A 17396-nucleotide genomic window follows, 5' to 3' on the forward strand; every position below is an offset into this window, starting at 1 on the left:
AAATTTTTTTGTTGCCAAAAGACATGTTCTACAACAGTACGAAAAAATTCAGCAGGATGTCCCTGTAAGAGACCTTTATAATGCGCAATAAGTTCTTTGTTATCCTTAACCGCTATTATTTTATTTAACATGTCATTTCCTTTCCTTAATTATTGGATTCAATAGTTGTATTCAAATTCATTAATATCTCGAAATAAAACTGGAAGGGATTCAATTATTTTTTGCATAGCAACAAAACCCTGAGAATTGTAAGGCTAGCTAACGGGTTAATAACAGTTTTGACCTGACAGCTTCCTGGGATGGGAGTCAGGCTTTAGAAGATTTGTATCCGGGTATAGCCCCGAACAAGGTTTTGATTTCAATGCTTCCGGATTTTGTAATTATCTATGATGTAGATAAAGGTATTGCAAACAGAAAGACAATGTTTTCTTATGAAAGAAACATACCAAAAGATGAACTTATCGGTATACTGGAAAGATCCGCGGCATATTATGGTGAAAATGGATTTAAAGCTGAAGAAAGTCAATTGCAAAAATTAATTTCAAAAATCGGCAAATATTAGCACCGTTTCATCTTCTCCCATACTCTTAAACTATGATATAATTTCCCCCATGTCCTACCTGTCTCTTTACCGTAAATACCGTTCACAGACATTTTCAGAAATTATTGAACAGCAGGCTGTAGTGCAGGTTTTACAAAACGCTATTAAATTCAACCGTATTGCCCATGCTTATATTTTTTCCGGGCCCAGAGGTACAGGGAAGACTTCGCTAGCCCGTATTTACGCCAAGACCATCAATTGTAAAAATTTAAAACCGGAGATGCCCGAGCCTTGTAATACCTGTGAAAATTGTCTGGCTATAACCCGGGGGGAGCATATGGACGTCATAGAGATTGACGCTGCCAGCAATACCGGCGTAGAAAATGTGCGTGAGCTTATAGAAAAAGTCAATTTTTTGCCGGCACTGGCACCTTTCAAAATATATATTATCGATGAAACTCACATGCTCAGTAATGCGGCTTTTAACGCTCTTTTAAAAACTCTGGAAGAGCCGCCGGCACATGTTATTTTCATTCTGGCTACTACCGACCCTCAAAAAATTCCGGTAACCATTCAGTCACGTTGCCAGAGACTTGATTTTTTAAAAATATCACAAAAATCTGTAGAAGAACATCTGCGAACTATTTTAAAAAAAGAAAAGATCAACATTTCCGAAGACGCAATTCGCACAATAGCCAAATACAGCGGCGGACATTTACGCGATGCGCTTTCCATCAGTGACCAGGTTATTGCTTTTAATACCGGAAATGTGGAAATGCAAAATGTCCTGGATGTTCTGGGCGCACCAAATAGTGAAGAATATTTGCAATTAATACAGCTTATTATCAATAAGAACCTGGCTGAGTTTTTTCAAAATCTGGAAAATTTGTTTTATCGAGGACTGGATTCTGTAAGGTTTGTGCAGGATATTATAGAAATTTTTCGTATGCTTTTACTGTTGAAACTGAATTTGAAAGACCTGATTATTGCAAACGAAGAATTTGTCAAAAAATTAAAGGATATGGATAAATATTATAACCAGCAGAATATCATTGAGATTATAAAACGGCTGTCACAGGCCGTACAGGAAATTCGCTATATGGAAGACAGCAGGGTGTATATAGAGGCATTACTCTATGAGGTTCTTGAACCGCAAGTTATCGGCTCAACTTCTCAAACTGAAAAAACAGCAAAAAGCGAGGAACCGAAGTCAGAAAAATTTCACAGACCTTTATCTCCGGCAAGAGAGACAGCAAAGGTCGAGGCGAATGCTGAGCCTGATCTTCCCAAGAAAACACTGCAAATAAAAGTAGAAGAAAAAATAAACGAAACCGAAGAAACAAGTGCTGCCCCTGAGGAAAAAAGTTTGGAAAATATCGATATTATTTCTATCAAGCATAATTGGCCGGATATTATCGCCTTGCTCAAGAAAAACAAAATGATCCGTCTGGCAGCTTATTTGATGGAAGCAATTCCTTTGCGTTTGGAAGACAATGTGATTGTTGTCGGTTTCAAAGCAGAACATAAATTCCATTTTGAGAATATTCGGGAAGAAAAAAATCTCAGAAATATCTGTGAGTTTGCCTCTAAAGTAATAAAAAAACCCGTAACCATGAAATGTATTGTTATGGATAATGAAGAATTACCGATTAATATGCAAACCGATGTAATGGTGGCCAGCAAATTGTTCGCGGACGAGAGTATTCCTGGTCATATTAAAAGTATCGCCCAGTCTTTTGAAGGAGAAATAATCAAACCCGGAGGTGGTGCATGAAAGCTTTTTTATTACGTCACGGTATTGCGGAGGATGGAGCTGATGATTTTAACCGGAATTTAAGTCTGGAAGGCAGACAGGAAATAAAAAAATTAGCCAGATTTGTAAATCATCATTTTAAACTGACTGTAGTGGAAATAATACACAGCGGGCTGATCAGGGCCAAACAGACCGCTGATATTTTTGCGGAAGAAATAAAGCCTGTTAAAGGGGTATATGAAGGCAGAGCTCTGGACCCTATGGCCGACCCGAATGTCTGGGCAAAGAAATTATCCGGCAGCGGCCATGATATTATGCTCGTGGGACATAATCCCCATCTCACCAGGCTGGCAGCAATTTTGACAAGTAAAAACGACGAGCAGGAAATAATCAAAATAAAAAAAGGTTCATTAATCTGTCTGCAGCCGAATAATGATGACGGTTGGTCAATATTATGGACATTATATCCCGGATTGATAAAGTAAGATGCGACGTATACTCATAATTTTTTTAATTTTAGTTCTATTGGGCGTTATTTGTGCTGTATTGATTCAATCCTTCAATCATAATTTTATTTACAGGACACAACCAAAAGTTCGAGAGGGTCGCGGTAAGCTGCAAATAATGGCCACGATTTATCCCTATTATCTGATGGCGAAAGAAATTACCGCAGGCCATGCCCAGGTTGACTTGCTATATCCTTCTCAGGTTTCCCCGCATTTTTACAAGCTAAAACCGGCGGATATTTCTCGTCTGGACAAGGGGCAGCTGATAATTGCCAACGGGCTTGGTCTTGATAACAAGGTGCTGAAAAATTTACATTACAACTCATCCAGGTTAATTATAGCTGCGGATTTTGTTGACATAAAAAGTGGTAATCCTCATATCTGGCTGGATCCAGTATTTTTGAAGGATATTGTCAAAGGTCTGGCTGAAAAACTCGGCAGTCTTGATACCGAGAATGAAAAGATTTACTTTGATAATGCCCAAAAAATAATTACGGAATTAGTTGAGCTTGATAAACAAATAACCAAGGAAAGAGCACAATATAACTACGTTACTGCCATTACTTTGCATGACGCTTTTTATTATTTTGCCAGACGTTATAACTTGCATATTATTCCTATGGAAGCTTTCCCGGGTAAGAATTTATCACCAGGAGAACTGGCTAATTTATTAAATATAATCAAAGAACAACACATCAAAGCCTTATATATAGAACCACAAATTAATCCGGCGCAGGCAGTGGTATTGGCAAACGAAAATCATTTGGATCTATTTATTTTGAATTCCCTGGACACGTTTACGGATAATGCGCATATCAGCGATTTATTGCGTGATAACTGGATAACCCTAAAAAAAGGTTTTAAATAATCAGGTTAATAGAATTATATTTATTCACAACAAATCTCATTGATATTAACTTAAAAAATAACAAATTTTCTGTTTATAATTTTGATTGTGAATACGATTTAGCAATTAGTTTTTAAATATTTTTCATAATTCCAGTTGGCCATCAGTATCAGATCGAATTTTTTTATACCCAGGTTTTTAGAAATATGCGGACATTTGGATAATAGCAGATAAAAGAGAGGTTTAGCGGTTTTCTCTTCGCTTAGGGTTTCAAAATTTCCCTGACCTTTGGAGATAATCATGTCGGCCCAGTCCAAAGCTTCCCGCAGCTCAGGTGTCGCTTCACTGAAAACAGTACCTGCTGTAGTGGAACCGCTGGGGATAACCTTAACCAGTTTGGTCATGGATACTTCCAGTGCATCATCCAGCAGAGCGTCGTTAAGTATAGGTTGGCTTTTTACTGTAGCGATTACTTCTTTATCCAAGTTTAACAGCTCAGTTACAAGAATTTTATCAAAGACAATTTCTCCTGCGTTATCCAGCACATAGAGGATTTTATTTGATTTTTCCAGGATCGCGGCAAAATCAGGATAATCATTTATAGAGAAATCACGATGGGTATAGTCATCAACCACATGCTGTATGTCAAATTCGCTTAAAGCTCCGTAATCTATCAGATTGCCCGCAATAGCTATTTTTATAGCGGTTTCCAACCGGTTTGCTGATTTTTCGTAAATATTTAAAGCATCTTTGAACAGCAATAAAGCTTTTTCATTGCATTCTTTTTTTTCTTTAACATAAAGGTCTTGTCTGCCAATTTCTTTTTTCATAATTTCATGAGCTTCCCTGGTTAGAGAAGGAGGAGTGTGTTTGGAAAAATCCTGTTTGGAGAAATCCGCCAGGATCGATCTGAAAATTTTTTCTCGTTTTTTGATATCCGGCTCAAAATTACATAATATTCTGGCAATCTGGCTGAATATGCAGGGTACACATTGAAGAAAAGCTTTCATAAGTAAGAAATTGTATCAGGATCAGATGAGATTGTCACCAAATCCCAAATTTAAAGGCGTTTCAGCAAAAAAAATGTTTATTTTAGGTTAAAAATGGGCATAAGCAGTTTGATACGAAAGAAGATGGTGGGGGAAATTCTGAACGTGAATTTAAAAGCTCTAATAAGAATAATAGTTGTCGGGCTTCTGATGTCAACTATTTTTGCCCAGTCTTTGGTCGAAACCGGATATTTGCGTAACAAATACGGAAGGCCGATCACGGCAGTTGTCCCCATGCAATACAAGATTTATACAACAGGTAACGGTGGAACACCGGTTTGGGATTCCGGAGTTATGACTGTAACAGTGAATGAGGGTTTGTATACTGCAATTTTGGGAAATACCAACAACCCAATTAATGAAACTGTGTTAACTTCTTCGGGTAACTACTACATGGAACACTGGGTAAACGGTGGAGCATTAAATAAAAGAGAAATGCTGGCTGACAATGTAAGAGCTATTTTGGCAAACAAAGCTATGCTGGCTGATAAAGCTGTGACAGCTGATGAAGCACTTGCAATTGATTGGAAAAATATTCGGAACAAACCTATTGATTTTGGAGAAGGAGGATTGGTTATTAATACCACAAATTACGCGGCCAGTTCCAGTACATCAAATACATCACTCACATCCGATTATTCCATAACCGCAAGTTATGCATTTTTTGCAGGCACAGCGAATGTGGCGCTTTGGGCTCAAGGCTCGGGGCTAAGCGCTTTGGCGAATACGGCAAATTATGCCATTACAACGAATTTTTCATTTAGCACTTATCATTCCGTCACTGCGGATATTTCTTTAACTGCAAACTACATAGAATGGGATAAAATCGGCAACAAACCGCAATTTACTACAGCCGGCACATTGATGGATTTTTCCAGACAAGCACAAACAGCTAACATTGCAGTATGGGCTCAAAGTTCTGGGCTAAGCGTTTTGGCCAGTACGGCAAATATTGCTTTGACAGCGAATTATATCGACTGGAACAGGATCGGTAATAAACCTCAGGTTGCAACACAGGGTACGACTATAGATTATGCCAAATTATCCCAGACAGCGAATGTGGCGCTATGGGCACAGAGCTCGGGACTGAGCGCTTTGGCAAGTACGGCGAGTTTTGCTTATAAAGCAACCACATCAGATGTGCTGAGCAATATGAATATCAGTCAGTTCGTGAATAACACGGGCTATCTGACAACATACAACGAAACAGATCCGCTGGTAAAGGGCTATGCCAAGAATAAAGATGAAAACCAACTGATTGTCGGAACATCTAACTATGCAGCCCTGGCAAATACGGCTTTAACAGCAAATTACACAATAACAGCAAGTTTAGCATTTAACACTTATCATGCAAGTACAGCTGATATTTCTTTGACAACAAATTACATAGAATGGGATAAAATCGGCAATAAACCGCAACTGGTTACACAAGGCACTAATATGGATTATGTAAAAATGGCAGATACTGCGAATTCTGCTCAGGCTTTATCCAGTTCTTCAGACGCAATCATAATAGGTGATTCCGACTCAAATGGTAGCGGGGATATTGTAATTAAAACAGGCAATAATGAAAGAATAAAAATTCTTAATAGCGGGAACGTAGGTGTGGGGGTTGCGAATCCGAGTAGTAAATTGCAGGTTAATGGCGCTATTGCCACACCTGTTTCCAATATTAATAATGATTATCCTTTAACCGCTCAAGACAGTGTTGTGCTGATCGATTCCAGCGTAATTCAAAGGACAGTTACTCTTCCGGTACCAACGGGAATAACAGGACGTTCTTATACCATTAAAAAAATTGATCCATCTCTCAATGCTGTGGAAATAAAGAGCCAGAGCAATGAGCTTATTGACGGCAATAACAGATATTATCTTACCGCGCAATATGAATACGTTATTTTAGTGAGCAACGGAGCTAATTGGACCATAGCGGGGAACAATTAAAATGAAATTCATAAATAAAAGGGAGGTGTAAGTAAATGTTCGTTTTTGAAAATAAAAAAATGGGGATGAATAATACAAGGGAAGCGAGGGGAGTCATGAAAAAATCAATATATCTGGTTTTTATATTTATAGTAGTTGCAATACCAGTGAACTTTGCTATAACCAAGAAAAATCCTGACGCGTCTATTCAAATATATTCCAGAGTTGTAACAGATGGTATTACAATATCATCAAACGGCTCAATAGGTGTCGGCACTGCCGCACCGGTGTATAAACTGGATGTTGCCGGTACTGTGAACGCTACAGGTTTTATCGGTAACGGTTCACAATTAACACAAATTCAATGGAGCAGTATCACGGGGGCGCCGCTGGTGGTTTCATCGGGACAAACTATCAGTGAATCAGCCCATACTTTAACTGCTAACTATGCAGTTACGGCCGGAATAGCTCTGGATGTGGTATCCATATCCGGCGCCAGGATTAACAATGGTTCCATAACCAATGAAAAGATTGTAACAATTGACGGTTCCAAAATAATTGGTACTACATCTCCTGGTAATCACGCCATTACTCACCAAAAGGGTGGTGCCGATGAAATTACTATTTCAATGAGTCAGGTACAAAACCTTACTATATCAATTGATTCCAAATCAGATTTGGGACATACACACGGCGCCTCAACAATTACTGCTGTTAGCGGCTCCGTTGTTATTGGGGCTGTAAATACCGCCAGCGTAGCCCTAACTGCTAATTACATAGATTGGGCCAATATAGGCAACAAGAGTAGTGTAGTGACCAGTGGGATGACAGTAAATACGGCGAATTATGCTTCTAACACAGGATTATTGGGGGGCCAAACAGCAGCGCAATTAACAGTTGGTACGGCTAATATTGCTATTACCGCCAATTACATCGATTGGGCTAATATAGGTAATAAAAGCAGCGTAGTAACAAGCGGTACAACGGTGAGTACAGCGAACTATGCAACGACAGCGAATTACGCTGTTACAGCCGGAGTTGCTCTTGGTGTTATTAACGGGTCCATATCTGATGCCAAAGTATCTGATGTAAGCGCCACCAAACTTACAGGAGCAGTATCTGTGAACTCAGCGGTAATTAATAATTCTCTGGTTATGACTGTGGTGAATTCTTCCAGCAACATAGGGGTAGGAACCACGGCCCCAAACAGCAAATTTACTGTAAACGGTTCATTCGCCACCGCTTTAAATACATATTCAGCGGCAGCAACATTAGGTAATCTTGATAGTGTAGCGGTAGTTAATGCTTCAGCAGGCAGTGTCACTATTACACTCCCTTCACCGGCATCAATAAACGGCAGACAATATACAGTAAAGAAAACCGATAATACACTTAATACCGTAACCATTGGTACACTTGCCGGTAATATTGAAGGTAATTCAACCTATGTGCTCACAGCTCCGTCAGAATTTGTAAATCTGGCCAGCGACGGTACAAATTGGGTAGTTGTCGGTTGTAACTAAAACAACAAAGCGACAATTAAAGTTTTTTAGTCTAAAGGGGTGATTTTTTCACCCCTTTTTTTTGTCAAAAATTTTACACGGTTCCACACCCCAGAAACCCCGGTAATATCTAAGAAAAATGTTTATTTGCTCTTGAAAATGGGCATAAGCATATTGATACGCGAACAGATATGGGGGAAGAGTTTGTTTAAAGTGTGTAAATTTAGGATAATTATCTATATATTATTGCTTTCAGTTGTGTTTGCCGTGACGGTAAAGAAACCTGACGGCTCCATTCAGATATTTCCGGATGTACCTACAGAAGGAATAATTATTTCTTCCAACGGCAATATTGGTATTGGTATTCTTAATCCCAAAGATAGGCTGGAAGTTGCAGGCGGGGTAAGTGCCAGTGGGACAGTAACTGCCGCAGCATTTGTAGGTGACGGATCACGGCTCGGTGGCCTGGTCACAGCCGGACAAGTTGTATCCACAGCCAATTATGCCGGTACATCAAACATAGCACTTAACACATATCACTCTAACACTGCCGATATAACAGTGAGCATGAACGCACAAGGCCTTTTTGGGGCAATCAGTGTAGCAACTAATAACAATATCATGAGCATAACACCAGCCGGGAATGTTGGAATCGGTACAAATAACCCCGGAAGTCAATTAAATCTTCAAAGAAATCAATATTCAGCCAACCCTCAATTGATATTAAATAATCAGGATATGACCAATGATGTCGGTTATGAACCGGAGTTTCAAATTCAGAGAGGCGGGAATCCGGCCTTTACATTTTCAACATACTATCATAATGATTCCATCTATTATTCGGATATTACAATAAGCACAGGGAATTGGTTAAGACTATATGGTAACAGCAACAGAGGAACCACCGGCAGAATAGATCTTACGGCGTCCGGGATATACCTGAATGGGAGTGTTTATCCGCAAGGAGCACTGATGTTGTCTAGAACCGGGGATGCTGCTTCCATAGCTACACAAAAAAAATCAAATGCCCAGGTTTTTCAGAGTTCATTATGGAATGGAAGTTCTGCTGTTGGCGTTTATAGTGCAATTGTCAATCTAGCGTCCACGACTATCGGGGGTTCTTCAAGATTAGCACTTATTGCCGGCACCAGCAGTACAGGTGTTGGTGGTATAGAGGCAATATCAATAGACAATATTTCTGGTAACGTAGGGATAGGCATCAGCGCGCCCAGTGCTATGCTGCATGTTAGTGGTAATATTACAGGACAACCGATTTTTATAGCCGAGAATAGCAGCGCGCCTAACTCATTATTTGTCAGCAGTAATGGATATGTCGGTGTTGGCACATCAAACCCCAGAGAATTATTTGATGTCTGGGGGCATGCCAGAATCAGACAAAATCTATATTTGGGAGATGCCGAATCCATGTTGTTACTTGGTTCTAATTATGATATCCAGGTTAAGGGTTGGAATGCAGGGGATGCTACTTATGTCCCGATAGCAACTTTTTTAAAAACATCTGTTGCCGGCAACACCGGTAAACTTGGTGTAGGTACAACTATGCCGAACGCAACATTGCACGTAAGCGGTAATATTGCAGGACAACCAATCTTTGTAGCCGAGAATAGCAGCGCGCCTAATGCATTCGTAGTAACGGGAAGCGGCAATGTGGGCATTGGCACAACTAATCCGCAAAACGGTACTTTAGAAATTTCCGGTACCGCAAATGTCATTCCTCTTTATGTTTTCGGTTCAGGACCATTGACCCAGGGAGTAAGAAATACTGTATTTTTTACCGGTGCCAATTCTACAGGCGGGACGGGTCTGGCAATTGAAAATTCAGGTGTCGCTGCTATCGGGACAAAAACCAATATAAACAGTTATATGAAAAGGACAACCGGTGGCCAAACATTGGTGGGACAGCTTGAGTTTATGATGCAGGATGTAGGTAATACTTCTTATTCTTCTGCTTTTTCTATCAGAACAGCGGCAAACGGAAGCTACGCTACAAGATTATATATAAGTCCTTCCGGTAATATAGGTATTTCAGTTGTTACACCTTCAGCTACACTTGATATAGGTGGTACAGTAAGTGCTGCATCTTTAGTTGTGAATGGGACATTAACAGCTAACAATTTTGTAGGTAGCGGCGCGGGATTAACTGATGTGCAGTCGAATACCGCAACAACATCCAATATGGCAGTAAGTATGAACGCGCAGGGACTTTTGGGGGCTATAAATGTAGCAACTGATAATAATGTATTTAACATAACTTCCGCGGGTAATGTGGGCATTGGGACAACCACCCCGGCATACTCACTTGATACTGTCGGGATTATTCGCGCAAAAGGTGGAGCCATATATTCAACACAGGCAAGTCCGACAAATACACTTGTGATTAACGGAACATCTTCAACTTTACATAAAATATATTCAAATAGTACTGTTGATTTATCTTTAGGGACTAATAATTCTACTAATCAATTATATTTACAAAATGGAGGGAATGTCGGCATCGGTAACATAACTCCGGACAGCAAATTAAAAGTCGAAGGCGCCATTGCCACAACCATTAATATAAAATCTTCAGATTATACGTTGAGCGCTTCCGATAGTGTAATTCTGGTAAGTGCCAATGCGGATGTAACCCTTACTTTGCCATTAGCTTCAGGTTGTTCAGGAAGAAAATATAATATGAAAAAAGTTGATAATTCTCTGGCCAAAGTCTACATATCCGGAAGCGGCTCTGATACAATTGATAGTAATAGCAATTATACTCTTTTTGCTCGCTGGCAGTTCGCTTCTGTGGTGAGCGACGGCAACAACTGGTACGTTATTGAGGGAAATTAGCACAACAGGTTTTATAGCTGAATATAACGGAGGAGTTTTTGAAATCAATTAGCAAAATTTCTCTTTATATGCTGCTGATTTTTATGGCAGTATTATTCCCAATTATGCGTCAACAGACTGATGGGTCGATATATATATATACTTCTTCTCCCAACCAAAGCCTGGTTGTTTCCCCAAACGGAAATGTGGGCATAGGTTCATTGAATCCGCTCAAACTTCTTCATCTGAAAAATGATAATGCCGCAATCAGATTTGAAAACGACAACGCTTTTTGGGATTATTATATGTTAGCCGGAGGGCAGGGGCTTTATTGGTCATATAATGGTTCAGCGGCTGAAACCATGGCACTGTCTACCTCTGCACTTTATTTAAAAAACAGCGGTATTATTTATTCAAAAATAACAGCGACAAACGGTTATACCTATTTTAATGGAGGGAATGTTGGTATCGGAACGGCTGTTCCCAACGCTACCTTGCATGTCAGTGGTAATGTCAGCGGACAACCTGTTTTTATTGCCGAGAACAGTAGCGCGCCCAGTGCTATTTTTGTAAGCAGTAATGGCTGGATCGGCATTGGTACACCGACCCCATCCAGACCGATTGATTTTATAAATAATAATGCTGCGTTGAGGATTTATAATACAGGAACCGGCACAGGTTATCATGCGATGGTTATGTTGGACGCAGCCGGCGCAGCTGCCAATTTTTCTCAAATACGTTATTCCAATCAAGGTACAGCATACTGGGCAAACGGCCTGGACCCGTCAGATTTTTATAAATATAAAATAGGTAACGGAATTAATGTAAATATAAATACCAGGTTTACATTGGATACTACTGGTAATGTTGGGATAGGGATCACAACTCCGTCAGCTTTATTGCATGTCAGCGGCAATACTTATGGACAACCCATTTTGATTGCTGAAAGCGGTGCTGCACGTAACGCATTATATGTAAGTAGTAACGGCCAGGTCGGAATCGGTACAGCTTCCCCGCGTCCCGGATACTCACTGACAACAGCGCAGGGTATATCGATTATCTCTCCGGGCGCTTTGGACTGGTCAGGCGGGAACATGCGCATTCAGGAAAGCGCGAACTATAATATGTCATTTCTTACCTGGACAGGTTCAGCTCTTACCGAAAAGATGCGTATACAGGGTGACGGAAATGTGGGTATAGGAACTTCAAATCCTACAGCAAAATTGCATATAAATGCCGGTGCCAACGATGGCCTCAGACTGGAAACCAATGACCAGAATTCCTGGGGCTTAAGGATTCAAAACAGGACTGTTTCTTCAGATTTCAGTAAATCATTTTCAATAATTCAGGACAATAACGGTCTGACCAAATTTTACAACGGTCTAACCAACATTATGAATATGGACCAGAATGGGAATATCGGTATTGGTACTACAGCTCCTGATTGGAAACTGCATATTTATGACAGTGTTAATCATGCTTATATAAAGATTATGGGTCTGGACACTCTGGATAAGGGTTTACAGATAGGCTCCGCAACTCACGGATCTATATGGTATTTTACTTATAGAAATACTACTAACAATCCGGGTAGAAATCTTGGCCTTTGGTGGTATGACCCCAATACTTCGGAAAATGCTGAGAAATTTACCTTCACACCGTCCGGGAATTTTTATGCTGCGGGTTTAGTCGGTATTGGAACTACTGCACAAAATAAAAAACTGGAAATTAGTCCTGCGGCTCGAACAACTGCTTATTCTGCTGATAATTCCACATCATGGAGCGACCTGCAGATTATAAATCCTACTAACACTCAATATGCTGCGACAGGCATATCTTTCATTATTAATACTGCGCAACATATTAATGCCGGAACAGGGATTGCGGCGGTTAAAGCGGTCAATAATACCGACTTTGCAGCAGATATGGTGTTTATTACCAGACCGAATGCAGTTGTAGCTACGGAAAGGATGCGAATAACTTCCTCAGGTAATGTGGGTATCGGCACTACAGCACCTTTAAATAAATTGCATGTGGAAGGTACAAATGGTGGAAATGCTGGAATATATCTGAATAATGCCACTCCGAATAATACGTCTTATACCTTATATAATGATTCCGGAACTTTGAAATGGAATGGTACTGCTCTGGCGACGGGAGCCAGCGTGAGTGGTACGACTGGTAAAATACCGAAGTTTACAGGCCCCAGTTCACTGGGTGATTCGATAGTGGCTGAAAGCGGTGGGAATATAGGAATTGCCACTTCAAATCCTTTGTATAAATTGGATGTAAATGCCAATTCCATGCATTTAGGCGCCGGAGATAACGGTTTATTTCTTGTATCAACTACAGGCCAGGATGCTGAGATAGCGCAGAGCAGTGTATGGAATGGGGGCTGGTATGCGAAGGCTAACAATGCAGCAGGTATCGGTCTTTATAACGGAGATATCTGGTTCAAGACCGATAGTGGATTGACCACTGGAAATGTTTATACACCTTCAACCAGAATGTTTATATCAAAAGCAGGGAATGTAGGCATCGGTACTACAAACCCTCAGGAAAAACTGCATGTCAGCCAGGGCGCAATCAGATGGGATAATGCTTTTTCAGGTCAGGTAGGCCTTCTTAGTTATAGCGGTGGCCATGGGGCAGCTTTGTTATATGATATAAATGGGACAGCCGGTATTGACCTTCGAGCTTCCGGGAATACATATTTTAATGGAGGCAATGTTGGTATAGGGACCACAAACCCTCAGGCAATATTGCATATCGTACAACCGGTAAATACAAATTGGGTTTATCCGTTTACACCGGCAATGATCATTGACTCCGCGGCCGGCAGCAGCCAAATACCTTTAATTTTCAGATCAAATAATACCAGTTATGGGATATTAAAAAGTGACACAGGCGGTAATTTTGTCATTGGTTCCATGTACAACGGTTTTATTTCGTTTTATAACCAGAATAATGAACTGGTAAGGATTACCGCGACCGGTAATTTTGGTATCGGTACTACATCGCCGGCCGCCAATCTGCATGTGAGCGGCAACTCAGCCGGCCTACCTATTTTGCAGGTTGGTAATGCCGGAGCCCCTAACTCCTTGGTAGTGAGTAATAACGGATATGTAGGTATAGGAACAGCCAATGCCCAGTTAAAATTACACGTTTATAATACACCCTATACCGCACTGTTTGCCAATTCCTATAATGGAACTTCTTATCCTGACGGAGGAGTGATAATAGCAAACAACAATAATACCATTAATAATTTCGGATCATTGATTTTTGCTGATTCGGACATCTATGGTACACCCGGTTCGGTTGCTATCGGAGCTCAGTTTACAGACAGGACCAATCATTATGGGGATTTTGTGATCGCCCTTAGAAATTCTTCCGGTTATGGAGAGAAGTTCAGGTTAACTTCTTCGGGGAATGTGGGAATTGGTACCGCAAGCCCAACGGATAAATTAACTGTTATTGGCACTGTTAATGCCACGACGTTTGTGGGGAATGGTTCTCAACTAACCAATATAACCGTGCAAACAGCTTCTACCGCGAACAAGGCTGTGTCCATGGATGCGAAGGGCTTGCTCGGAGCAATAACAGTAGCGACTGGAAATAGTGTTATGAGCATTTCAAGTGTAGGCAACGTAGGCATCGGAATTACCAATCCGGTTGTCAAATTGCATGTTTTGGGAAGTCAGATGTTTTTTCAGGGCCCGGATGCTTCCTATCCGGATTTCGGTCTGACGTCATACAGTGATACCTATTGGATGGGTGGAAGCTTGAAATTTATCAGAAGCCGCGGAACTTATGCCAGCCCAACAGCTCTGGTCAATGATGACTTTCTTGGAGGCATATCTACTTGGGGATATGATGGCGCTACAAGCCAGCGCGGAGCTGATGTTTACTTCAGGGTAGACGGCACTGTTTCTTCCGGGAAGTTGCCAAGCAGGATTGAGTTTATTACGTCCGACACAAACGGGCAGGCAACCAGAATGGTGATTAGAAGCAGCGGCAATGTGGGAATAGGTACCACTAATCCGATTGCGGCCTTGGACGTAAATGGTAATATACATGTCCCTTATAATGCTTATATTTCCAATGAAACTACATTCGGTGACAGCACTATAACCGGATTCAAACTTGCGGCCGGCAATGTTCAGATCAGAGCATCCGGTGTAGAAAATATAGATGCCAATTACCAGCATCTTAAATTGGGAGCGTCCGGATATGGAAGCGGTACAGGTTATGGAGATATTCGTTTTTATACAACAAATGCATCGGGCCAGGCGATTGATGATAACTATGAGCGGATGCGTATAGATAATGCCGGGAACGTTGGGATCGGTACAAAGAACCCGACAAGCATTTTGCATATCAATGGAACAGTCGGATCAATAGCCGGAGGTATTACTTTTGGTGATGGAGACAGCGGGATATATGAATATGCAGATGATACCATAGGATTTTGGAACCTGGGGGCTGCAAGGTGGGTGGAGGATTCCGGGAAAATCGGTTCGGCTGCGGGTGGGTCCAGATGGCTTAATGAAGCAGCATCTTCAACCAACCCGGTTTTTTCCCCCGGGAATAATGATGAAACTACAGGTATAGGTGCGGCCGGCGCGGGTGTCATTTCATTTATAGCAAATGGTACAAATGTGATGAATGTGAATTCAAATAGTGTTGGTATAGGGACTACTAACCCGAGCGCAGAATTAGAAATTGTATATAATGGTTCGACTGACCTTTTTAAAATAACTAATAGTTTGGGTAATTCTACTTTTCAAATGCCCAATTCCACCTTACAAGCTCTTTATAATAACGGATATAACGTAACAGCTCCCCGGATCAGTTTTATCGGGGACACTGATACCGGATTCACCAGGGCCGCTGCTGATCAACTGGAACTTATTACTAATGGAACTTCCAGAATGCATATTGATGATGTCGGCAGGGTTGGCATCGGTATTATTGTTCCAAATGCTACTCTGCACGTGAGCGGCAATTTATCCGGTACACCTATTTTTAGAGCAGAAAACGCCTCAGCCCAGAATGCTTTTATGGTGAGCAATAACGGATATATCGGCATCGGTACAGCAAGCCCGGAAAGTAAACTTGAGATATCCAACGGGGGGATAAGATTTTCAGGCACGGGTGGTTTTGGCACTGGAACTGACTCAGGTCTCTATGGAGATGGCGGGACAACAGGGAAATTAACATTGATCACTGCAGGCAGCCCCAGAGTAACAATTTCCGGTAATGGATTTGTCGGGATAGGAACTTCAACACCAAGTGTGAAACTGCATGTTATAGGTGGAGCAGGGTACGCGACGATACTGGAAGGTGGTACAGGCGGTAGTTTGAGGTTCGGTAACGGTGCGCAGGGTGCGTTGACCTATGATACAAACAAGGCCATTCTTTATGCGCTTGCCGGAAATGATTTATCCCTGGGCGCGAATAATTCTTTTGATCAGTTCTATATAAAAACTGGAGGCAATATTGGTATCGGAACCACTGCTCCTTCTACGAAACTGGAAGTGGCAGGTATAATCAGCGCATCAGCTGCAATAGTAAATGGAACTATTACCGCAAACTATTTTGCGGGAAATGGTTCATTCTTGACTAATATAGCCGCGCAAACAGCCTCAACTGCCAACAAAGCAGTGTCCATGGATGCGCAGGGCTTGCTTGGGGCAATATCAGTGACCACGGGAAATAATATCCTGAATATAACCATAACAGGTAATGTGGGGATTGGGACAACCAATCCGAACCTGGGAGGTTATTCCGGAACAATCACTACTATATACAATGGAAACGCGGGAAGTCAGGGTGTTCTGGAATTAGTCGGCAATAGAAACGCGATCAATGCGCTGACTGGCGCCATATCTTTCCATAATACTCAGGCATCACAGACCGATAAAAGGATTGCTTTAATCAGCGGAGTTGTGGGCAGTTCCGGAGATTTGGATTCCGGCGCATTGCTTTTTAAGACTGCTGATACCAACGGCAGTATGCAAACCAGAGCATTAATTGATGAGAGTGGCAATGTCGGTATTGGGACAACAGTTCCCAGTAGTACATTAGCCATAAGCGGGTCAATCGCTGTCAAAGTCACGACCCCCAATGCTGATTTAACCCTGGATGCCGGCCATTATCTGGTGGCCATGGATGCTTCCGGTGCTGCAAAAACAGTCACCTTACCTTCAGCTTCCGGGTGCGTCGGACGAATCTATATCATAGCTAAGATAGATAGCAGTGTGAATACTGTCACTGTTACCAGAGCAGGCAGCGACACAGTTAATGGCGAGACTTCTTATGTTTTGCGTAATATTTATGAAACTGTGCAGATTGTAAGTCTGGGGAATCAATGGTTGGTGATAAGTAAGTGATGATATGAGAGGATCGAGGGAGAGGTCAAATTGAAAATATCATTGAAAATC

Annotated in this window: 9 protein-coding genes; 8 read left to right on the forward strand and 1 reads right to left on the reverse strand. The window is 41.3% G+C overall.

Annotated elements, in window-relative coordinates:
• The first annotated feature begins 361 nt into the window (after positions 1-361).
• From PHV30_03515 to PHV30_03530, 4 genes are all read left to right on the forward strand, one after another.
• On the forward strand, positions 362-562 hold the full coding sequence (locus PHV30_03515) for a hypothetical protein (protein MDD5456080.1): 201 nt from the start codon (positions 362-364) through the stop codon (positions 560-562).
• Between the two features lie 49 nt (positions 563-611).
• On the forward strand, positions 612-2315 hold the full coding sequence (gene dnaX / locus PHV30_03520) for a DNA polymerase III subunit gamma/tau (GenBank protein ID MDD5456081.1): 1704 nt from the start codon (positions 612-614) through the stop codon (positions 2313-2315).
• Positions 2312-2779, forward strand: coding sequence for a phosphohistidine phosphatase SixA (sixA, locus tag PHV30_03525; GenBank protein MDD5456082.1), 468 nt, complete (start codon positions 2312-2314; stop codon positions 2777-2779). Before dnaX ends, sixA begins: the two co-directional genes overlap by 4 nt.
• Before the next feature lie 139 nt (positions 2780-2918).
• Positions 2919-3668 carry a metal ABC transporter substrate-binding protein gene (locus PHV30_03530; protein MDD5456083.1) on the forward strand — a complete coding sequence of 250 codons (750 nt, stop codon included), beginning with the start codon at positions 2919-2921 and terminating at the stop codon, positions 3666-3668.
• Between the two features lie 98 nt (positions 3669-3766).
• Here PHV30_03530 and PHV30_03535 read toward each other — a convergent pair whose 3' ends face one another.
• On the reverse strand, positions 3767-4657 hold the full coding sequence (locus tag PHV30_03535; GenBank protein MDD5456084.1) for an ARMT1-like domain-containing protein: 891 nt from the start codon (positions 4655-4657) through the stop codon (positions 3767-3769).
• 144 nt (positions 4658-4801) lie between these two features.
• Here PHV30_03535 and PHV30_03540 point away from each other — a divergent pair, with 144 nt between their 5' ends.
• From PHV30_03540 to PHV30_03555, 4 genes are all read left to right on the forward strand, one after another.
• The gene (locus PHV30_03540; GenBank protein ID MDD5456085.1) at positions 4802-6640 is read left to right on the forward strand and encodes a hypothetical protein; all 1839 of its coding nucleotides are present in this window, start codon (positions 4802-4804) and stop codon (positions 6638-6640) included.
• A gap of 95 nt (positions 6641-6735) precedes the next feature.
• Positions 6736-8142 (forward strand): hypothetical protein, encoded by a 1407-nt coding sequence (locus PHV30_03545; GenBank protein ID MDD5456086.1) that lies wholly within the window; start codon positions 6736-6738, stop codon positions 8140-8142.
• A 192-nt stretch (positions 8143-8334) separates the two neighbouring features.
• The gene (locus PHV30_03550; GenBank protein ID MDD5456087.1) at positions 8335-10971 is read left to right on the forward strand and encodes a hypothetical protein; all 2637 of its coding nucleotides are present in this window, start codon (positions 8335-8337) and stop codon (positions 10969-10971) included.
• 38 nt (positions 10972-11009) lie between these two features.
• Entirely contained in the window at positions 11010-17345 is a 6336-nt protein-coding gene (locus PHV30_03555) for a hypothetical protein (GenBank protein MDD5456088.1), read from the forward strand.
• Positions 17346-17396: the final 51 nt, after the last annotated feature.

It is taken from the genome of Candidatus Margulisiibacteriota bacterium, from assembly GCA_028715625.1.
Taxonomy (GTDB): Bacteria; Margulisbacteria; Riflemargulisbacteria; order GWF2-35-9; family GWF2-35-9; genus JAQURL01.

Coding starts and splice junctions, on each gene's coding strand:
- PHV30_03530 (MDD5456083.1), top strand. CDS start 2,919: ATGGCCACGATTTATCCCTATTATCTGATGGCGAAAGAAATTACCGCA.
- PHV30_03515 (MDD5456080.1), top strand. CDS start 362: ATGCTTCCGGATTTTGTAATTATCTATGATGTAGATAAAGGTATTGCA.
- PHV30_03535 (MDD5456084.1), bottom strand. CDS start 4,657: ATGAAAGCTTTTCTTCAATGTGTACCCTGCATATTCAGCCAGATTGCC.
- PHV30_03545 (MDD5456086.1), top strand. CDS start 6,736: ATGAAAAAATCAATATATCTGGTTTTTATATTTATAGTAGTTGCAATA.
- sixA (MDD5456082.1), top strand. CDS start 2,312: ATGAAAGCTTTTTTATTACGTCACGGTATTGCGGAGGATGGAGCTGAT.
- dnaX (MDD5456081.1), top strand. CDS start 612: ATGTCCTACCTGTCTCTTTACCGTAAATACCGTTCACAGACATTTTCA.